This window comes from Paracoccus zhouxuedongae (assembly GCF_041927815.1).
Classification (GTDB): Bacteria; Pseudomonadota; Alphaproteobacteria; order Rhodobacterales; family Rhodobacteraceae; genus Paracoccus.
This window is the reverse complement of the sequence record NZ_JBHFHM010000013.1, coordinates 43,909-64,270: the sequence shown is the minus strand read 5'-3', so window position 1 is coordinate 64,270 and position 20,362 is coordinate 43,909. Positions and strand designations below refer to the sequence as shown.

General features: G+C 67.9%; 19 protein-coding genes. 15 read left to right on the top strand and 4 right to left on the bottom strand.

The genetic code is table 11. The features are described from left to right. The 15 genes from ACEYYA_RS13505 to recN form a co-directional block, all read left to right on the top strand. A partial coding sequence (locus tag ACEYYA_RS13505; protein WP_374801440.1) for a transposase occupies nt 1-157 on the top strand: 157 nt, incomplete at its 5' end. A gap of 260 nt (nt 158-417) precedes the next feature. Beyond that, the gene (locus ACEYYA_RS13500; RefSeq protein ID WP_374801436.1) at nt 418-1,443 is read left to right on the top strand and encodes a DUF475 domain-containing protein; all 1,026 of its coding nucleotides are present in this window, start codon (nt 418-420) and stop codon (nt 1,441-1,443) included. Nucleotides 1,444-1,485: 42 nt separating this feature from the next. Next, a complete protein-coding gene (locus ACEYYA_RS13495) occupies nt 1,486-1,968 on the top strand; it encodes a GFA family protein (protein ID WP_374801435.1) in 483 nt (160 codons plus the stop codon). A 125-nt stretch (nt 1,969-2,093) separates the two neighbouring features. Then, entirely contained in the window at nt 2,094-3,284 is a 1,191-nt protein-coding gene (ftsW, locus tag ACEYYA_RS13490; RefSeq protein WP_374801434.1) for a putative lipid II flippase FtsW, read from the top strand. Next, nucleotides 3,281-4,378 carry a UDP-N-acetylglucosamine--N-acetylmuramyl-(pentapeptide) pyrophosphoryl-undecaprenol N-acetylglucosamine transferase gene (locus ACEYYA_RS13485; RefSeq protein ID WP_374801433.1) on the top strand — a complete coding sequence of 366 codons (1,098 nt, stop codon included), beginning with the start codon at nt 3,281-3,283 and terminating at the stop codon, nt 4,376-4,378. Before ftsW ends, ACEYYA_RS13485 begins: the two co-directional genes overlap by 4 nt. Further along, nucleotides 4,375-5,787 carry a UDP-N-acetylmuramate--L-alanine ligase gene (gene murC / locus ACEYYA_RS13480; RefSeq protein ID WP_374801432.1) on the top strand — a complete coding sequence of 471 codons (1,413 nt, stop codon included), beginning with the start codon at nt 4,375-4,377 and terminating at the stop codon, nt 5,785-5,787. Before ACEYYA_RS13485 ends, murC begins: the two co-directional genes overlap by 4 nt. Continuing rightward, a complete protein-coding gene (locus tag ACEYYA_RS13475; RefSeq protein WP_374801431.1) occupies nt 5,784-6,017 on the top strand; it encodes a DUF2484 family protein in 234 nt (77 codons plus the stop codon). Before murC ends, ACEYYA_RS13475 begins: the two co-directional genes overlap by 4 nt. A 368-nt stretch (nt 6,018-6,385) precedes the next feature. Then, a complete protein-coding gene (gene murB / locus ACEYYA_RS13470; RefSeq protein ID WP_374801430.1) occupies nt 6,386-7,312 on the top strand; it encodes a UDP-N-acetylmuramate dehydrogenase in 927 nt (308 codons plus the stop codon). Between the two features lie 39 nt (nt 7,313-7,351). Further along, nucleotides 7,352-8,281, top strand: coding sequence for a D-alanine--D-alanine ligase (locus tag ACEYYA_RS13465; RefSeq protein WP_374801429.1), 930 nt, complete (start codon nt 7,352-7,354; stop codon nt 8,279-8,281). Further along, entirely contained in the window at nt 8,269-9,267 is a 999-nt protein-coding gene (locus ACEYYA_RS13460; RefSeq protein ID WP_374801428.1) for a cell division protein FtsQ/DivIB, read from the top strand. The genes ACEYYA_RS13465 and ACEYYA_RS13460 overlap by 13 nt, the downstream gene beginning before the upstream one ends. A 2-nt stretch (nt 9,268-9,269) precedes the next feature. Beyond that, nucleotides 9,270-10,613 (top strand): cell division protein FtsA, encoded by a 1,344-nt coding sequence (gene ftsA, locus ACEYYA_RS13455; RefSeq protein WP_374801426.1) that lies wholly within the window; start codon nt 9,270-9,272, stop codon nt 10,611-10,613. A 198-nt stretch (nt 10,614-10,811) separates the two neighbouring features. Then, nucleotides 10,812-12,533 (top strand): cell division protein FtsZ, encoded by a 1,722-nt coding sequence (gene ftsZ, locus ACEYYA_RS13450; RefSeq protein ID WP_374801425.1) that lies wholly within the window; start codon nt 10,812-10,814, stop codon nt 12,531-12,533. Between the two features lie 232 nt (nt 12,534-12,765). Further along, complete coding sequence (gene lpxC, locus ACEYYA_RS13445) at nt 12,766-13,758, top strand: UDP-3-O-acyl-N-acetylglucosamine deacetylase (protein WP_374801439.1); 993 nt, start codon at nt 12,766-12,768, stop codon at nt 13,756-13,758. A gap of 185 nt (nt 13,759-13,943) precedes the next feature. After that, nucleotides 13,944-14,783 carry an outer membrane protein assembly factor BamD gene (locus ACEYYA_RS13440; protein ID WP_374801438.1) on the top strand — a complete coding sequence of 280 codons (840 nt, stop codon included), beginning with the start codon at nt 13,944-13,946 and terminating at the stop codon, nt 14,781-14,783. Nucleotides 14,784-14,810: 27 nt separating this feature from the next. Further along, entirely contained in the window at nt 14,811-16,460 is a 1,650-nt protein-coding gene (recN, locus tag ACEYYA_RS13435; protein ID WP_374801423.1) for a DNA repair protein RecN, read from the top strand. Between the two features lie 58 nt (nt 16,461-16,518). Here recN and ACEYYA_RS13430 read toward each other — a convergent pair whose 3' ends face one another. The 4 genes from ACEYYA_RS13430 to ACEYYA_RS13415 all read right to left on the bottom strand — a co-directional run bounded on the left by ACEYYA_RS13430 (nt 16,519) and on the right by ACEYYA_RS13415 (nt 20,358). Then, entirely contained in the window at nt 16,519-17,427 is a 909-nt protein-coding gene (locus tag ACEYYA_RS13430; protein WP_374801422.1) for a DMT family transporter, read from the bottom strand. Nucleotides 17,428-17,495: 68 nt separating this feature from the next. Further along, nucleotides 17,496-18,602: a DUF389 domain-containing protein gene (locus tag ACEYYA_RS13425; RefSeq protein WP_374801420.1), complete on the bottom strand. Its 1,107-nt coding sequence runs from the start codon at nt 18,600-18,602 to the stop codon at nt 17,496-17,498. Then, entirely contained in the window at nt 18,599-20,194 is a 1,596-nt protein-coding gene (locus ACEYYA_RS13420) for a peptide chain release factor 3 (RefSeq protein ID WP_374801419.1), read from the bottom strand. Before ACEYYA_RS13420 ends, ACEYYA_RS13425 begins: the two co-directional genes overlap by 4 nt. Next, nucleotides 20,191-20,358, bottom strand: a complete 168-nt coding sequence (locus ACEYYA_RS13415; protein WP_374801418.1) for a hypothetical protein — start codon at nt 20,356-20,358, stop codon at nt 20,191-20,193. Before ACEYYA_RS13415 ends, ACEYYA_RS13420 begins: the two co-directional genes overlap by 4 nt. Nucleotides 20,359-20,362: the final 4 nt, after the last annotated feature.

Sequence of the window (20,362 nt, the reverse complement as noted above, 5' to 3'; positions counted from 1 at the left end):
CAAACACGACAAGCGCCGTTACAAACGACGCAACAGGATCGAGATCATGTTCGGGCGCCTGAAAGACTGGCGACGGGTCGCAACACGCTACGACCGATGCCCGAAGGTCTTCCTCTCCGCCGTCGCACTCGCCGCAACCGTCATGTTCTGGCTATGAAACGAGAACGAGTCCTGACCCTAGCGCAAGCGCGCCGACAATCCAACATGCCGTCGCGGCAAATCCCGCTGCGCCCCGACGTAAAACGACAAAAACCTGCTGTAGTTTTGCCACCTTGCGCGACCGCGCCGCGATCTTTCCCCGTAGCCGCGCGACCGCGGTGCCGTGCAGGGCGCAGCCGACCCTTGCCCGGCGGTGCCGAACCGCCTATCTGCGGGCAAGACGCGGCCCTTGGCCGACCCAGATCAGGAACCCACCCGATGCTTGCCTATTTCCGTTGGCCGTTCATCGTCACCGCCGCAGGCCTTGTGCTTGCCTTCTGGCTGGGTCAGGCAACCACCGGCACGCTGGGCGGGGCGCTGTCATTCCTGATGATCGGCACCGTGCTGGCGGTTCTGGAAATCTCGCTGTCCTTCGACAATGCGATCGTCAACGCCAACAAGCTGAAAACCATGACGCCGCTGTGGCAGCGCCGGTTCCTGACCTGGGGCATCCTGATCGCCGTGTTCGGGATGCGGCTGCTGTTTCCGCTGATCATCGTGGTGATCGCCGCCCGCATCGGCCCGATCGAGGCGATCCGCCTGGCCGCCACCCAGCCCGCCGAATATGCCCGCATCATCGGCGACGCGCATCTGACCATCGCGGCTTTCGGCGGCGCGTTCCTGATGATGGTGGGGCTGAACTATTTCATCGACCAGTCCAAGGATGTTGACTGGATCGCCAGCGTTGAACGCGCGCTGCGCCACATCGGATCGGTCCGCGGGCTTGAGGTCGCGCTGGTCCTGGCCGTCATGCTGGGCTTTGCCATGGCATTGCCCGCCGCCGACACCGGGCGCTTTCTGTTCGCGGGTTGCGCGGGCCTGTTGACCTTTCTGGCGGTCGAGGCCCTGGGCCACATTCTTGACCGCGCGAATGAGGCCGCCAGCATGGCCGCGCGCGGCGGTCTGGGCGCGTTCCTTTACCTTGAAGTGCTGGACGCCAGCTTCAGCTTTGACGGCGTGATCGGGGCCTTCGCGCTGACCCAGAACCTGTTCCTGATCGCCATCGGATTGGGCATCGGTGCGATGTATGTGCGCGCCATGACGGTGATGCTGGTCGAACGCCGCACCCTGTCGGAACTGCGTTATCTGGAGAACGGCGCCTTCTGGTCGGTGCTGGTGCTGGCGATCATCATGTTTTGCCAGACGCTGTGGCACATCCCCGAGGTCATCACCGGCCTTCTGGGTGCGGGCTTCATCGCACTGGCGCTGATCTCGTCCTTGCGGGCGCGCGACAGCGCGGCTTGATCGCGCCCGCGCCGCGCCCCATGATGGCGCAAAGCGGGGGGCATGATGGAGACAGGCAATCTGACCGGGCGCTGCACCTGCGGGGCGCTGAGCTATCGGCTGACGCAGGTGCCGATGTTCGTGCAATGCTGCCATTGCACCTGGTGCCAGCGTGAGACGGGCAGCGCCTTCGCCGTCAATGCGATGATCGAAACCGCCTGTCTGGCGATCAGTGGCACCCCGCAGATGGTGACGCTGGACAGCGCCTCGGGCAAGGGCCAGCGGGTGCTGCGCTGCGCGGATTGCGGCACCGCCATCGCCAGCCATTACGGCGCGGCGGGCGATGCCATCGTCTTTGTCCGGGTCGGCACGCTGGACAACCCCGCCGCCTGCCCGCCCGCGATCCATGTCCATACCGCCAGCCGCCTGCCCTGGGTGGTGCTGGGCGATGATCGTCCCGCCGTCCCCGGCTATTACAACCCGCGCGAGGTCTGGCCGCCCGAGGCACAGGCCCGGTTCAAGGCCCTTCGCGCCCACAACCCTTGATTGTTCCACTCCGCCCGATTCAGTGAAGCTGTGCCATAAAAGGCTTGGCGCTCCCCCGGCTTTACGGCTATCATCGCCCCGATCAGACCCGGCAAACGGGCGGACAGGCAGTCAGGCAGACCCAGATGACCGAGATGGCTTATGGCTCCGTGCGCGTGCGGGCCTCCGGCGACCCGATTCTTCCACGGTGGTGGCGCAGTGTCGACCGCTGGTCGCTGGCGGCGATCCTGGGGCTGTTCGCCATCGGGCTGCTGCTGGGGCTGGCGGCCTCGGTGCCGCTGGCCGAACGCAACGGGCTGCCGCCGTTCTACTATGTCACCCGACAGGCGTTCTTCGGCGGTCTGGCCTTGGTCGTCATGGTCCTGATCTCGATGCGCAGCCCGGCGCAGGTACGAAGGCTGGGCGTGGTGATGTTCGCCTTTGCCTTTGCCGCGGTGCTGGCGCTGCCGGTGATCGGCACCGATTTCGGCAAGGGGGCGACGCGCTGGATTTCCTTCGGCTTTGCCTCGGTCCAGCCGTCCGAGTTTCTCAAGCCCGCCTTCATCGCCTTTTGCGCCTGGATGATGGCCGCCGCGCATGAGATCGACGGCCCGCCGGGGCGGCTGTATTCCTTTGGCTTTGCGGTGATCGTGGTGCTGGCACTGGCGCTGCAACCCGACTTCGGCCAGGCCTCGCTGGTGCTGTTCGCCTGGGGGGTGATGTATTTCGTCGCCGGCGCGCCGATCACCCTGCTGGTTGTGATCGCGGGCATCACCGTGGCGGGCGGCTTCTTTGCCTATGAAAGCTCGGACCACTTTGCGCGGCGTATCGACGGCTTTCTGTCACCCACCATCGACCCGCGCACGCAGCTCGGCTATGCCACCAACGCCATTCAAGAGGGCGGCTTCTTTGGCGTCGGCGTGGGCGAGGGGACAGTGAAATGGTCGCTGCCCGATGCCCATACCGACTTCATCATCGCTGTCGCTGCCGAGGAATACGGCCTGATCCTGGTGCTGGTCATCATCGGCCTTTACGCCACCGTGGTGCTGCGGTCGCTGACCCGGCTGACCCGCGAACGCGACCCGTTTTCGCGCATCGCCGGCGTCGGGCTGGCCTGCGCCTTTGGCGTGCAGGCGCTGATCAACATGGGCGTGGCGGTGCGGCTGCTGCCCGCCAAGGGGATGACGCTGCCCTTCGTCAGCTATGGCGGGTCGTCGGTGATCGCCTCGGGAATCGCGGCGGGGATGCTGCTGGCGCTGACCCGCTCGCGCCCGCAGGGCCGGATCGGCGACATCCTGGGCCGGTCTGACGCGCGCAGCGAAGGCCCGCGCGCATGACCGCGCCCTTGCTGATCATCGCGGCCGGTGGGACCGGCGGGCACATGTTCCCCGCGCAGGCCCTGGCCGAGGCGATGCTGGCACGCGGCTGGCGGGTGATCCTGTCCACCGATGCGCGCGGCGCGCGCTATGCCGGGGGCTTTCCGGCGGATGTGCAGATCACCCAGGTCTCGTCCGCCTCACCGGGGCGGGGCGGGATCGCCGCGAAACTGGCCGCGCCGCTGCGCATCGCGGGCGGCGTGACGCAGGCACTGGCGATGATGCGGCGCGACCCTCCGGCGGTGGTGGCGGGCTTTGGCGGCTACCCATCGGTTCCGGCGCTGTCGGCGGCGGTGATGCTGGGCATCCCGCGCCTGATCCACGAACAGAACGGCGTGGTGGGCCGGGTGAACCGGCTGTTCGCCCGCCGCGTCGACCGCTTTGCCTGCGGCACCTGGCCCACCGACCTGCCGCAAGGCGTCGAGGGCCAGCACACCGGCAATCCGGTGCGCGCCGCGGTCCTGTCGCGCGCCACCAGCCCCTATATCGCGCCCGGCGATTACCCGATGTCGCTGCTGGTGATCGGCGGATCGCAGGGCGCGCGGGTGCTGTCGGATGTAGTGCCCGCCGCGATCGCCCTGCTGCCCGAGCCGCTGCGCATGAACCTGCGCGTCGCCCATCAGGCCCGTGCCGAGGATGGCGACCGCGTGGTGCGCGCCTATGCCGCCGCCGGGATCCCGGCCGAGGTGCAGCCGTTCTTTACTGACGTCCCCGCCCGGCTGGCCGATTGCCAACTGGTCATCTCACGCGCGGGGGCCAGCTCGATCGCCGACATTTCGGTGATCGGCCGCCCCGCGATCCTGATCCCCTATGCCGCCGCCACCGGCGATCACCAGACCGCCAATGCGCGCGGCCTGGCGCAGGCGGGCGCGGCGCTGTCGCTGCCCGAACAGGGGCTTGACGCCGCCGCCCTGTCGGGCCACATCGCCGCCATCCTGACCGACCCGCGCCGTGCCACCGCCATGGCCGCCGCCGCCTGCGCCGCGGGACGCCCTGACGCAACCGACCGGCTGGTGGCCCTGGTCGAAGACCTGTCGAAGAAAGACCCCCGATGAATGCTGCAACCAAACTGCCCGGCGAACTGGGTCCGATCCACTTTATCGGCATTGGCGGCATCGGCATGTCGGGCATCGCCGAGGTGCTGATGACGTTGGGCTATGCCGTGCAGGGATCGGATGCGAAGCGCAGCAAGATCACCGACCGGCTGGAATCCCTCGGCGCCCAGGTGTTCGAGGGGCAGCGCGCCGAAAACATCGGCAATGCGGGCGTCGTCGTCATCTCGACCGCCATCAAGAAGGGCAACCCCGAGCTGGAGGAAGCGCGCCGCCGCGGCCTTCCCGTCGTGCGCCGCGCCGAAATGCTGGCCGAGCTGATGCGGCTGAAATCCAACATCGCCATCGCCGGAACGCATGGCAAGACGACGACCACAACCATGGTCGCCACCCTTCTGGACGCGGGCCATTTCGACCCCACCGTCATCAACGGCGGCGTCATCCACGCCTATGGATCGAACGCCCGCGCCGGTGCCGGGGAATGGATGGTGGTCGAGGCTGACGAAAGCGACGGCAGCTTCAACCGCCTGCCCGCCACCATCGCCATCGTCACCAATATCGACCCCGAGCATATGGAACATTGGGGCAGCTTCGACGCCCTGCGCGCGGGCTTTGACCATTTCGTCGGCAACATCCCCTTCTACGGCCTCGCCGTCTGCTGCACCGACCACCCCGAGGTTCAGGCCCTGGTTGGCCGCATCACCGACCGCCGCGTCGTGACCTTCGGCTTCAACGCCCAGGCCGATGTGCGCGCCCTGAACCTGCGCTATGAAAACGGCAGCGCGCATTTCGACATCGCCCTGCAAGCCGAGGGCGAGGACGCGCTGATCGAGGGTTGCACCCTGCCGATGCCGGGCGATCACAACGTGTCGAACGCGCTAGCCGCCGTCGCCGTCGCCCGCCATCTGGGCATGAAGAAAGACGAGATCCGCAGCGCGCTTGCCGGTTTCGGCGGCGTCGGTCGCCGCTTCACCAAGGTGGCCGAGGTGAACGGCGTCACCATCATCGACGATTACGGCCACCACCCGGTCGAGATCGCGGCGGTGCTGCGTGCCGCCCGCCAGGCCACGCAAGGCCGTGTCATCGCCGTGCATCAGCCCCATCGCTACAGCCGGTTGTCGCATCTTTTCAACGACTTCTGCACCTGTTTCAATGAGGCAGACGTAGTCGGCATCGCCGAGGTTTATGCGGCGGGCGAAGACCCGATCCCCGGCGCCTCGCGCGATGATCTGGTCGCCGGGCTGATCGCCCACGGCCACCGCCACGCCCGCGCGGTGACGGATGAAGCCGACCTGGCCCGGCTGGTGCGCGAACAGGCCCGCCCCGGCGACATGGTGGTTTGCCTCGGGGCCGGCACCATCTCGACCTGGGCCTATGGCCTGCCCGAGGCCCTGCAAGGGCAAGCGGCGTGAGCATCGCGCTGATCCTGACGCCGCTGTGGCTGATCGCCGCCGCGGCGCTGCCCCGCGTTCCGCTGCGTTTGCGCGCGGCGACAAGCTGGAGCCTGTCGCTGATCGGCGTGCCGCTGCTGGGCGGGCTGACCTATGCCCACGGCCTGCTGACCGGCCTGACCGCCCTGGCCCTTGGCGCCGCCCTGCTGGCCCTCGCCTTCCGCCCGCATCGGGGGCACCCGGCGGAGTAGGGGGCGCGAAGTGAGTCATGGGACTTGCTGCGGGGTTCGGCTAAGCTCGCCACATCGCCCCTGATCGCGCCGTGGCCATTCCGTGCCTCGTCACCAGGCTGTGCACGACCGCGACCACACCCACATCGCCGTGCCTTTACGGTCCCTTCCCTGAGGCGCTTATGCCAGCCATTGCCGCCGCAAGTCCCGAAATTGATCAGGCCACCCTTCGCCATCACCGCCCTCTAACCCCCTTTCTTCTTGGCCCAAATATGCCCGGGGGGTCCGGGGACGGGATGCCCCCGGCTGCTCCAACCCATCTCCCCATCAAAATCAACGGCTTGCCGCCCCTCTTGCCCGACCCCGTGCATCCGGCTAAACCCGCACGCATGATCACGCTTCCCACCCCGCGCGGCACCCTGACCGCTGATCGCCCGCTGGCTGATCTGACGTGGCTGCGCGTCGGCGGGCCGGCGGATTGGCTGTTCCAGCCCGCCGACCGCGACGACCTGGCGGCGTTTCTGGCGGCGCTTGACCCGGCCATTCCGGTGTTCCCGATGGGGGTCGGCTCGAACCTGATCGTGCGCGATGGTGGCATTCGGGGCGTGGTCATCCGCTTGGGGCGCGGCTTCAACGGCATTGATATTCAAGGCGAAATTGTCACCGCAGGCGCTGCCGCGCTGGATGCGCATGTGGCGCGCAAGGCGGCCGAGGCGGGGCTCGACCTGACCTTTCTGCGCACAATCCCCGGCGCCATCGGCGGCGCGGTGCGGATGAATGCGGGCTGCTATGGCAGCTATGTCGCCGATCATCTGGTTCAGGTGACGGCCGTCACCCGTAACGGGCAAGTGGTTGAAATCCCGGCGAAAGACTTGAACCTGGCCTATCGCAGCTCAACCCTTCCCGATGGATGGGTGGTGACTTCGGCCAGTTTCCGCGCCGGCCCGGGCGATCCCGATGCGCTTGCCGCGCGGATGCAGGATCAGATCGACCGCCGCGACGCCAGCCAGCCCACGCGCGACCGCAGCGCCGGTTCGACCTTCCGCAACCCATCGGGCGCCAGCTCGACCGGTCGCGCCGATGACACGCATGAGCTGAAGGCATGGAAAGTTATCGACGAAGCCGGACTGCGGGGCGCCCGCCGGGGTGGCGCGCAAATGTCTGAAAAGCATCCCAATTTCCTGATCAACACCGGCAACGCCACCGCTGCCGATCTGGAAGGCCTGGGCGAGGAGGTGCGCAAAAAGGTTTTGCAGCACCGGGGGATTTCGCTACAGTGGGAAATCATGCGGGTGGGCGAAGCCCTGCCCGAATAACGACCGGGACCACCCGGCGACAAGAAGGCGGATTTGGGCATGTCGAGCAGGACAGCCCCGACGGTGATCGTGTTGATGGGCGGCCCCTCGGCTGAGCGTGAGGTGTCGCTGTCGACCGGGCGCGAATGCGCCCAGGCATTGCGCGCGGCGGGGTATCAGACGGTTGAGGTCGATGCGGGCCAGCACGGGGGTATGGGCCTTCCGGCGCGGCTGATGTCGTTTGGCAATGACGTCATCGTTTTCAACGCCTTGCATGGCCGCTGGGGCGAGGACGGCATTGTTCAGGGCCTGCTGGAATGGCTGCGCCTGCCCTATACGCATTCCGGCGTCGCCGCCTCGGCTTTGGCGATGGACAAGGAACGCGCCAAGCTGGCCTTTCGCGCCGCCGGTCTGCGCGTCTGCGACAGCCTGATTGCCCCTGCCGATGACGTCCGCGCCCGCCATGTCATGCCGCCGCCCTATGTCGTCAAGCCCGCGAACGAAGGCTCATCGGTCGGCGTCTACATCGTGCATGATGCCGCCGACGCCCCGCCCGCCTTGTCTGCCGACATGCCCGATCAGGTCATGGTCGAGGCCTATGCGCCGGGCCGCGAGCTGACCGTCGCGGTCATGGGCGACCGCGCCCTGGGGGTGACGGAAATCGTCACCGAGGGCTGGTATGACTACGATGCCAAATACAAGCCCGGCGGATCGCGGCACGTGATCCCCGCCGAGGTGCCGGAGGAGATCACCACCCTGTGCCTGGACTGGGCGGTGCGCGCGCATCGCGCCCTGGGCTGCCGGGGCCTGTCGCGCAGCGACTTTCGCTGGGATGACACCCGGGGTGCCGAGGGGTTGATCATTCTGGAAACCAACACCCAACCGGGGATGACGCCCACCTCATTGGCGCCGGAACAGGCGGCCCATGCCGGGATCAGCTTCCCCGATTTGTGCGACTGGCTGGTAAGGGACGCCTCATGCATGCGCTGACCCCCCCCGGCGGGCCGCAAGGCCCCGGTCACCGCCTGTCGCCGCGCCCGGTGCGGGGCACGGCCTATGGGCCGGTCGCTGGTGCGCGCCCGCCGCGCCGCGACCCTGCGCCCTCACGCCTGGCGTACCGTCTGAACCGGCTGTGGCTGAAGCCGATGATCCGCCGTCTGGTGCGGGTCGGCGCGCCCGCGCTGCTGATCGCGCTGACCGCCGGGATCATCCTGTCCAATGCCGACCGCCGCGACGCGATGAGCGCGGGGCTGAACAGCATGGTCCGGTCGGTTCAGGAACGGCCCGAGTTTCAGGTGGATCTGCTGAAGATCGACGGTGCGTCGCCCATCGTGGCCGAGGGCATCCGCGACATGCTGCCGGTCGCGCTGCCGGCGTCCAGCTTTGATCTGGATCTGACGCGGCTGCGCGATGACGTGGCCGCGCTGGATGCGGTGGCGGCGGTCGACATGCGCATTCGCGGCGGCGTGCTTGAGGTGGCGATCACCGAACGCCAGCCCGCGCTGCTGTGGCGTCACGCCACCGGGATCGAGATCATCGACGCCACCGGTCACCGCGTTGCCACCGTCACGGGGCGTGACGTGCGCGCCGATCTGCCGCTGGTCGCGGGTGAAGGCGCCGAACGCGCCGCCCCCGAGGCAATCGCCCTGATGGATGCCGCCGGTCCGATCCTGCCGCGTGTCCGCGGGCTGGAACGGATGGGTGATCGCCGCTGGGATCTGGTGCTGGATCGCGGCCAACGGATCCTGCTGCCCGCCGAGGGCGCCCGCATCGCGCTGGAACGGGCGCTGGCGATGGACAAGGCGCAAGACATCCTGTCGCGCGACGTCACCGCCATCGACATGCGCGAGGACGGCCGCGTGATCCTGCGGGTGGGGCCGGATGCGATGCGCGACCTGCTGCGGCAGCGCGGGGTCGTGGTGGAAGAACCGGCGACGGCGGGCGCGGCACCGGCGAAACCGAAACGAAGGGGCTGAGGATGGGCGATCTTTACCAATCGCAGCGCGCCATGCGCGAAATCCGGCAGCGCGCCTTGCAGGGCGGCGCCATCGCCGTTCTGGACATCGGCACCAGCAAGGTCGCCTGCCTGGTGCTGCGCTTCGACGTGCCCGACCTGCCCGGCGATGATGGCGCAGGGCCTTTGGCCGGTCAGGCCAATTTCCGGGTGATCGGCGCGGCCTCAACCCGGTCGCGCGGCGTGCGATTTGGTGAAATCGACACCATGGCCGAAACCGAACGCGCCGTCCGCACCGCGATCCAGTCGGCGCAGAAACATGCCGGTCAGCGCGTCGATCACGTCATCGCCTGCTTTTCCGGCGCGCGCCCGGCCAGCTATGGCATTGCGGGCGACATCGATCTTCCGGGCGGCAAGGTGCGCGAGGCCGACGTGGGCCGGGTGCTGGCCGCCTGCGATCTGCCCGACATCGGACCGGGGCGCGAGGTTCTGCACGCCCAACCGGTGAACTTTGCGCTGGACAACCGCACCGGCCTGTCGGACCCGCGCGACCACGCCGGCAACCGGCTGGCGGTCGATATGCACCTGTTGACGGTGGATGCGGCGGTGATCGGCAACCTGATCTATTGCATCAAGCGCTGCGATCTTGAACTCGCGGGGCTGGCGTCCTCGGCCTATGTCTCGGGGATTGCGGCCTTGGTCGAGGATTACCGCAAGATGGGGGCCGCCTGTATCGACATGGGCGGTGGCACCACCGGCGTGTCGGTGTTCATCAAGAACCACATGATCTTTGCCGATGCGGTGCGTCTGGGCGGCGATCACGTCACCGCCGATGTGGCCGCCGGCCTGCGGCTGCCGCTGCCGGTCGCCGAGCGCATCAAGACGCTGAACGGCGGCGTTCTGGCCACCGGCAAGGACGACCGCGAGATGATCGAACTGGTGCCCGAAGGCGCGTCCGAGACCGACGATTGGGCCTATGACCGCCGCCGCGTCAGTCGCGCCGATCTGATCGGCATCATGCGCCCCCGGATCGAGGAAATCCTTGAGGAGGTGCGCGCCATCCTGGATGCGGCGGGCTTTGACGACATGCCCACCCAGCAGGTCGTGCTGACCGGTGGCGGCTGCCAGGTGCCGGGGCTGGACGGGCTGGCGGCGCGCATCCTGGGCCACAACGTCACGATGGGGCGCCCGCTGCGCATCCAGGGCCTGCCCTATGCGATGACCGGTCCCAGCTTTTCCGCCGCCGTCGGGCTGGCCTTGTTCGCCGCCCATCCGCAGGATGAATGCTGGGATTTCGAATTGCCCGCCGAACGCTATCCGGCCCGGTCGCTGCGCCGCGCGCTGCGGTGGTTCAAACAGAACTGGTAAGTCTGCCGCCGATTTCCCCCATATCCTGATCCTTGCGCAAAATGCCGCCGATAGCGGGCCGTTCCCATCCAGATTTTGTGGACATGGGGCGTTTTTCGCGTGACGGGCGAGTGGGAATCGGGCTAATTTGGGCCGGAAAAGGGGCAGGCGGCGGGCAGTCTTGGCTGGCGGCGTCTGGAAAAACAACAGGCGGACAGCATGACCTTGAACCTGACGATGAACGACACTGACGAGCTGAAGCCGCGGATCACCGTCTTCGGCGTCGGCGGTGCGGGCGGCAATGCCGTCAACAACATGATCGAGAAGAAGCTGGACGGGGTCGAGTTCGTCGTCGCCAATACCGACGCGCAGGCCCTGCAACAGTCGCGGTCGCGCGAGCGGGTTCAGATGGGTCTGAAAGTGACCGAGGGTCTGGGCGCGGGTGCCAAGCCCTCGATCGGGGCCAAGGCCGCTGAGGAATCGATCGAGGAAATCGTCGATCATCTGATGGGCGCGCATATGTGCTTCATCACCGCAGGCATGGGCGGCGGCACCGGCACCGGTGCCGCGCCGATCATCGCGCAGGCCGCGCGCGAGCTGGGCGTGCTGACCGTCGGCGTTGTGACCAAACCCTTCATGTTCGAGGGTGCCAAGCGGATGCGGCAGGCCGAGGAGGGTATCGAGGCCCTGCAAAAGGTCGTCGACACGCTGATCATCATTCCGAACCAGAACCTGTTCCGTCTGGCCAACGAAAAGACCACCTTCACCGAGGCGTTCTCGATGGCCGATGACGTGCTGTATCAGGGCGTCAAGGGCGTGACCGACCTGATGGTGCGCCCCGGCATCATCAACCTCGACTTCGCGGACGTCCGTTCGGTGATGGACGAGATGGGCAAGGCGATGATGGGCACCGGCGAGGCCCAGGGCGAGGATCGCGCCATCCAGGCCGCCGAAAAGGCGATCGCCAACCCGCTCTTGGACGAAATCAGCCTGCGCGGCGCCAAGGGCGTGCTGATCAACATCACCGGCGGCTTCGACCTGACCCTGTTCGAGCTGGACGAGGCTGCGAACCGCATCCGTGATGAGGTCGACCCGGACGCCAATATCATCGTCGGCTCGACCCTGGACCCCGAGATGGAGGGGGTGATGCGAGTGTCCGTCGTCGCCACCGGCATTGACGCGGTGGTCGAGGCTGCCGCCGTGCCGCCGCAGCGCCGCCCGATGTCGCAGCCGCTGCCGCATCAGCCGGCGATGCGCGAACCCGAGCCCGCGCCGCAGCCCGAACCCTCGCGCGCAGAACGTCAGGCCGCCGCCGCCGTCGCCGCCGTGCGCGCCGGTCGCGCCGAAGAACCGGCGCCGCAACCTGCGCCGCGCGTGGCCGAACGTCCGGTGGAGCGCCATGTCGACCGCCATGTCGACCGCGCGCCCGAGCGCCCGGTTGATCGCCACGATCGTCACGCCGCGCCCGATGAGGGCCTGTTCGCCAGCCGCCGCGCCGTCGACATCGACGATCTGGAGGGCGACGACATGCCGCCGCCCGCCTATAGCCCGCGCCACAGCGCCCCGGCGGCGCGCCCGGCGATGCGCGATCTGGATACCAACGGCGATCCGGGTGTCTTTACCGCGCCCAAGCGTCCGGCATCGTCGGGCGGGATGGCGGGCCGCGCTCTGCATGACGAACCGGCACCGCGCCGCAGTACCGCAGCCGCCGATCTGGCGCAATCCGCCGCCGACCGTGCCCGCAGCGGCCTGGGCGCGCTGCTGAGCAAGATGACGGGCCATGTCGAAGGTCAGGCGCCTGCCAGCCACCCCGCGCCGCAGCGTGATTCCCGCGCCGCGACCGCCGTGCGCCAGCAGCCGGTCTATGACGACGAGGATCTGATCGACCCCGAACAGGAACGGGTCGAGATCCCGGCCTTCCTGCGTCGCCAGGCCAACTGACGGTCACAACCCCGTCATCCAGCATTCTGAAAAAGACCGGGCCTTCCCGGTCTTTTTTGCTTTGAAACAACGGGTTGCAATGCCTCTTTCGCGGGTCGCGCAAAAACCCCCACGGACCGGCGGCGGATGTTTCAGCCGGTAACAACAAGTGAGTTGTCCGGGGCGGGGCCGGACCATAGCTGTCAGTCAGGGCAGAGGCCCAATGTGAACTTTGAACGACAGGACGATGGCTGTGCAGACGACGATTGCATCGCGGGTGACTTTCAGCGGCGTGGGGCTTCATTCCGGCGCCGCCGTGCGCATGACCATTGCCCCGGCGCCCGCCGGCCATGGCATCGTCTTTCACCGCACCGATCTGCCCGCCGGTCCTGCCGCCGAGATCCCGGCGCTTTGGGATCACGTCACCCCCTCGCGCCTGTGCACGGTGGTCGACAATGGTCAGGGGGCCAGCGTCTCGACCATCGAACATGTCATGGCAGCGCTGGCTGGCACCGGCATCACCAATGCGGTGATCGAGGTCGACGCGCCCGAAGTGCCGATCCTTGACGGCTCGGCCGCGCCCTTTGTTCAGGGCATCCTGGCCCAGGGCATCCGTCGCCAGGACGCGCCGATGCGGGTGCTGCGCATCCTGCGCCCGGTCGAGGTGCGCGAAGGCGATGCCGTGGCCCGGCTGGAACCGGCTGATCGCTTCGCCATGCAGTTCACCATCGACTTTGCCGATGCCGCCATCGGCCATCAGGAAAAGACCGTCGATCTGGCGAATGGCGCCTTTGTGCGCGAACTGATGGATAGCCGCACCTTTTGCCGCCAGTCCGATGTCGAGGCGATGCAAAAGAACGGCCTTGCCCTGGGTGGCACCTATGAAAACGCCGTGGTCTTTGACGGTGACCGGGTGCTGTCGCCGGGCGGCCTGCGCCACGCGGATGAGCCGGTGCGCCACAAGATGCTGGACGCGGTGGGCGATCTGGCCCTTGCCGGTGCGCCGATCCAGGGGCTTTACGCGGGCAACCGCGCCGGTCACGCGATGACCAACCGGCTGCTGCGCGCGGTCTTTGCCGATGCGCGCAACTGGCAATGGGTTGTGCTGGCGCCGTCGCAGGCGCAATCGCTGCTGGGCGCGGGGGTCTGCGTGCCCGTCCCGCCGCCGCGCGCCACCCAGCCGCGCCGCCCGCTGCCGCTGCCCGCCCGCCGCCAGCTTGCCGCTGGTGCGGCGGTCCCGGCCTGATCACGCTGTCGCGCGGGCGCGATGGCCGCTTTGCTTGCCCGATCCAGCTGTGCTAGGACGGCGATGCCCGGCGGGATTCCCTGCCGGGTTTGCGCAACCCCCCGCCGGATGGGGGGCCCCCGTCTGCCGGGGGACATGTCACGACGGAACGGGGTGCAGGCATGACGGATCGGGGTCCAGCGACGATGCGCGTGGCGGGCAGGCTGACCATGGCGGTGGCCCTGTCGGCCCTGCTGGCGGCCTGCGGCGGCGCGCGCGACGACAAGGTTCCGGCCAATCTGGAAAGTTTCACCGCCGAGGAAATCTACAAGCGCGGCGAGTATGAGCTGGAAAACAGCCGCAAGCCCGACAATGCCGTGCGCTATTTCTCGGAGGTCGAGCGGCTTTACCCCTATTCCGAATGGGCCAAGCGCGCGCTGATCATGCAGGCCTATGGCTATCACAAGGCGCGCGATTACGAATCCGCGCGCGGTGCCGCCCAGCGGTTCATCGACACCTATCCGGGCGATGAAGATGCCGCCTATGCGAAATACCTGCTGGCGCTTTCCTATTACGACCAGATCGATGAGATCGGCCGCGACCAGGGCCTGACCTTCCAGGCGCTTCAGGCCTTGCGCGCGGTGATCGAGGAATATCCCGACAGCGAATATGCGCGCTCGGCGATCTACAAGTTCGACCTGGCCTTTGACCATCTGGCCGCCAAGGAAATGGAAATCGGCCGCTTCTATCTGAAGCGCGGTCACCATACCGCCGCGATCAACCGCTTCCGCGTCGTGGTCGAGGATTACCAGACCACCACACAGACCCCCGAGGCGCTGATGCGTCTGGTCGAGGCCTATCTGTCGCTGGGCCTGACCGACGAGGCGCAGACGGCCGGCGCGATCCTGGGCCACAACTTCCAGTCCTCGCCCTTCTACGGCGATGCCTACAAGCTGCTGGCCAGACGCGGGCTGACGCCTGTGGCCAAGGGCGATAGCTGGCTGACCAAGATCTATCGCCAGGTCATCCAGGGCCGCTGGCTGTGACGGCCCACGGCTAAGCGGCGGGCCGCCATGCTGCGCGAAATCGACATTCGGGACATGCTGCTGATCGACCGGCTGGTGCTGCCGTTCGGTCCGGGGCTGAACGCGCTGACCGGGGAAACCGGGGCGGGCAAGTCGATCCTGCTGGATTGCCTGGGCTTTGTGCTGGGCTGGCGCGGCCCCGCCGATCTGGTGCGCGCGGGTGCGGCGCAGGGCGAGGTGACGGCGGTGTTCGACCTGCCGCCCGGCCATCCCGCCCGCGCCGCGCTGGAACAGGCGGGCCTGCCCGCCGGGGATGAGCTGATCCTGCGCCGGGTCAACGCCGCCGATGGCCGCAAGACCGGCTGGATCAACGACCGCCGCGTCTCGGGTGAGGTGCTGCGGGCGGTCTCGGATAGCTTGGTGGAACTGCACGGCCAGCATGACGACCGTGGCCTGCTGAACCCGCGCGGGCATCGCGCCATGCTGGATGCCTTTGCCGGGGCGGATGACGCCCTGGCGCAGGTGCGCGCCGCCTGGTCGGCATTGGCCGGGGCGCGCAAGGCCGAGGATCAGGCCCGCGCCGCGCTGGACCGCGCCCGCGCCGATGAGGAGTTCCTGCGCCATGCCGTCGCCGAACTGACGGATCTCTCCCCCGAACCCGGTGAGGATGCGGCGCTGGACGCCCGCCGCCGCCAGATGCAGGCCGCCGCCCGCATCCGCGAGGATGTGACCCGCGCCGCGCAGGCACTGGGCGATGACGGCGCCGGGGCCATGCTGCGCGACGCGACCCGCTGGCTTGAGGGGGCAGCCGACCGGGCCGAGGGCGCGCTGGATGCCGCCCTTGCGGCGCTGTCGCGGGCCAGCATCGAACTGGCCGAGGCCGCCGATGGCGTGGACCGTGCCGCGCAGGCGATGGATTTCGACCCGCGCGAACTGGACCGTGTGGAAGAACGGCTGTTCGCGCTGCGGGCCCTGGCGCGCAAGCATGGCGTGCTGCCCGACGATCTGGCGCAGACGGCGGCGGGGCTGGCGGACCGCCTGGCCGCGATCGACGGCGGGGCCGAGGGGCTGGCGGGCCACGCCGCTGCCGTGGCTACGGCCGCCGCCGCCTATGACGCCGCCGCCGCCCGCCTGTCGGCGCTGCGCGCCGATGCCGCAGGCCGCCTTGACGCCGCCGTCAGCGCCGAGCTGGCGCCGCTGAAGATGGAACGCGCGGTCTTTACCACCCAGATCACCCCCGCCGAACCCGGCCCGGATGGGGCGGAGACCGTGGCCTTCAGCGTGGCCACCAACCCCGGCGCGCCCGCCGGGCCGCTGGACAAGATCGCTTCGGGCGGGGAATTGTCGCGCTTCCTGCTGGCGCTGAAGGTCTGCCTGGCGCGCGGCAATGATGCGCTGGTGATGATCTTCGACGAGATCGACCGGGGCGTGGGCGGGGCAACCGCCGATGCCGTGGGGCGTCGCCTGAAGGCCCTGGCAGATACGGCGCAGGTGCTGGTCGTGACCCACAGCCCGCAGGTCGCAGCGCGGGCGGACCATCATTTCCGCGTGGAAAAAAGGGTGGTGGACGGGGTGACCGTCTCATCCGTGGCGCGGCTGGATGCCGATCAATCCACCGACGAACTGGCGCGGATGCTGGCTGGCGACACGGTGACCGATGCCGCCCGCGCCGCCGCCCGCGCCCTGCGCGAGGGCTAGAGGCCCGGATCCTTCAGCGCCGCACAGCGGGCTTCTTCTGTTCATAAATATTCGAATCCTAGCGCAGAAAGATCAGCGCCATCCCGGCCGCCGCGATCAATGCCCCGCCCCATGACGTCCCCGAAGGCCGCGCCCCGGTGATCGCCCACAGCACCGGCAGGATCAGCACCGGCGACAGCGCCGACAGCGTGGACACGATCCCCACCTTCCCGCCCTGCAGGGCAAACAGCAGCAAGGTCATGCCGACCGCCATGGCGATGAACCCCGAGGCGGCGATCTGCATCAGCAGCGCGGCGGTCGGGCGGCCCTGTATCCGTGCCACCGGCAGGCGGTGAAAGACGCCCATCAGCAGCGCCAGCCCGACGACCGCAATCGCGACCCGGATCAGCGATCCAAGCGCCGGGTCAAAGCCCGCGGCCATCACCGGCCGCGCGATCAGTGACCCCGCGGCCTGACCCGCCGCCGCCAAAAGGCCAAAGGCCACGCCCTGCCAGACCGGGCCCTGCATCGCCTCGAACCGGTGACTGCCCGACCGGCCAGGACGGCCTAGCACCGCCATGGCCACCCCCACCGCGCAGGCCGCGACGCCGATCACCGCCGCCGTCGACAGGCGTTCGTCCAGAAACGCCCAGCCCGCCAAGGCAGCGATCGGCGCGTTCAGCGCGAACATCGCCCCGGTGCGGCGCGGGCCCAGGCGGCGCAGCGCAAAGAACAGCATCGTATCGCCCGCCAGAATGCCGACCAGCCCGGACAGGATCAGCGGCCCGACCCCCGACCAGTCGGTGCCGACCCACGACCCGGTGGCCAGCACGAAAGCCCCCAGCATCACCGTGACCATGCTTTGCCGGATCAGGTTGAAGCCGAACGGTCCAAGCTGCGCCACCGGCGTGGCCGACATCAACCCGGTGATTGCCCAGCACAGGGCGGCGGCCAAAGCGGCGACTTCGTGGATCGGCAGGCCTGTCACCGCATGTCCCCCGCTGGCTCAGTGGCCCCCGTGATGCCCCGCGCCCGCAGGCTTGGCAAGCCCCGTGGTCAGGGGTTCGGCGCGGGCGGCCCCTCAAGCGGGCCTTCGATCAGGTCGGTCACGATGCCCTCAGGCGTGATGATCCGCGTCTTGGTGAAGCGCACGCGCAGATCGACGGGCATGGTATCCTTGCGCTTGGGGATCATCTTGGCCAAGGCCGCCACTTCGGAGATCGAGGGGTCGCGCGGGCCTTCGACATTGGCGCGCACCAGCAGCCGATCCTCAAGCGTCACCACCTCAAGCGAGTCCAGGCGGTTGCCCTCCATCGCGGCCATTTCCTCGCTCAGGATGTTGCGGACCTGGCGGCGATAGGTTTCCTCATCCAGCTTGCGCGTCAGATTGGCCGCCAGCACAAAGGCCAGCCCGGCCAGGATCAGCAGGCTGACGACGTGGCGGCGCAGAAAGCTGATCAGCTCGACATGGCCATCATCATCGCGGGCAAAGCCGTTGAACCACAGCACGATGGCGGCGGCGAATTGAATGGCGACGATGTTGGTGACGGCCAGCAGAAACGCCCCGCCTGCCGCGTCATATTCGCCGCGCGTGACCAGAATGGCGGATGCCGACAACGGCGGCACCAGTGCCGTGGCAATCGCCACGCCGACAAAGCCTGCGCCGACACGGGGCGAGGCCGTGGCATAGGCCCCCGCCGCGCCACCCGCCAGGGCAATTGCCAGGTCGAACAGGTTGGGCGCGGTGCGCGAGCGGATTTCATTCGTGATCGGGCTGTCCAGATGCACCCAGCCGATCGCCATGGCGACGCCGAACACCACCACGCCCCCCGCCAGAAGCGAGATTCCGGCCTTGCGCAACAGCTTCAGATCACCGTCCGAAATCGCAAGTGCCACCCCCATGATCGGCCCCAAGAGCAGCGCTACGATCATCGCGCCGATCACCACCGCCGGGCTGTCGGCCAGCAACCCGTATGAGGCGATGACCGCCGACAGCGCATTCATGAAAAGATAGCCGGGCGTCATCAGCGCGGCCGATCGCATGTCGACCCGCAGCCTGGACCGCAGGCCATGGCGGCGCTGGATCACCGCATCGGGCTGATCGGCATCGACCGCCGCGCGGTCGTCGCTGTCCTCATCACTCGTTACCTGCGCGTCACTCACACCATCATTTCCTTGGTTGCACTCAGCCGCAGGTCGGGATGATCGCGTTCGGCGCGGTCGATATCCCATTGCAGCCGGGTCAGATATACCGGGTCGCCGTCATGGTCATGGGCGATATGGCCCTTGTTGGCATTGACGAACGTGTCCAGCGCCTCGGCCGGGCCGCTGACCCAGCGGGCGCTGGTGAATTGCGACGGCTCGAACCGGACGGGCAGGCCGTATTCCTGTTCGATACGGCTGGCCAGCACCTCGAATTGCAGCGCGCCCACGACGCCGACGATGAAGCCCGAACCGATGGCGGGCTTGAACACCTTTGCCGCGCCTTCCTCGGCGAATTGCATCAGCGCCTTTTCCAGGTGCTTGGCCTTCATCGGGTCGCCCGCGCGCACGCCTTGCAGCAGTTCCGGTGCAAAGGACGGGATGCCGGTAAAGCGCAGCACCTCGCCCTCGGTCAGCGCGTCGCCGATGCGCAACTGGCCGTGGTTCGGGATGCCGATGATGTCGCCGGCCCAGGCTTCATCGGCCAGTTCGCGGTCGGCGGCCAGGAACAAAACCGGGTTCGACACCGCCATCGGCTTCTTGCTGCGCACATGCAACAGCTTCATGCCGCGCTGGAAATGCCCGCTTGCCAGCCGGACGAAGGCCACCCGGTCGCGGTGCTTGGGGTCCATGTTGGCCTGCACCTTGAACACGAAACCGGTGACCGGGGTCTCGGCGGCGTCGATCACCCGCTCGGCCGCCTTTTGCGGCTGAGGCTCGGGGCCGAACCGGCCCATGCCGTCCATCAGTTCTTTCACGCCGAAACTGTTGATGGCGCTGCCGAACCAGATCGGGGTCATGTGACCCTCAAGGAATGACTGGCGGTCAAAGGCGGGCAGCAATTCGCGCGCCATCGCCACTTCCTCGCGCAGTTGCGCCAGCAGGTCGGCGGGGATGTGATCGGCCAGCTTCGGGTCGTCCAGGCCGCTGATCTGCACCGATTCCGCCACCTTGTTGCGGTCGGCGCGGTCCATGATGTCCAGCCGGTCGTTCAACAGGTCATAGGCGCCGATGAAGTCGCGCCCCATGCCGATCGGCCAGGAGGCCGGGGCCACGTCGATGGCCAGGTTTTCCTGGATCTCGTCGATGATCTCGAATGTGTCGCGCGATTCGCGGTCCATCTTGTTGCAAAAGGTCAGGATCGGCAGATCGCGTAGTCGGCAGACCTCGAACAGCTTGCGGGTCTGGCTTTCCACACCCTTGGCCCCGTCGATCACCATGATCGCGGCGTCCACGGCGGTCAGCGTGCGATAGGTATCCTCGGAAAAATCGCTGTGGCCGGGGGTGTCGACCAGGTTGAAGCGATAGTGGCGGAAATCGAACGACATCGCCGAGGCGCTGACCGAGATGCCGCGATCCTGTTCCATCTTCATGAAGTCCGACCGGGTGCGCCGCGCCTCGCCCTTGGCGCGCACCTGTCCGGCCATCTGGATGGCGCCCCCGAACAGCAGGAACTTTTCGGTCAGCGTGGTCTTGCCCGCGTCGGGATGCGAGATGATCGCAAAGGTCCGGCGGCGGGAAATCTCGGCGGGAAGGGCGGGGTTCTGGGTCATGGATCGGGCTTTACCTGACGCTGCATCGCCCCGCAATCGGCGCCGCGCGGGTGGCGATTGCGGATGAGTATTTTGGCAAAGAGGAAATGGGCTTCCGCTTTGCCCAAATACTCACCTTGCTGCCCTTGCAGCCCGCGCGCCGCTGGCCCAATCTTGCCCGACATGCCG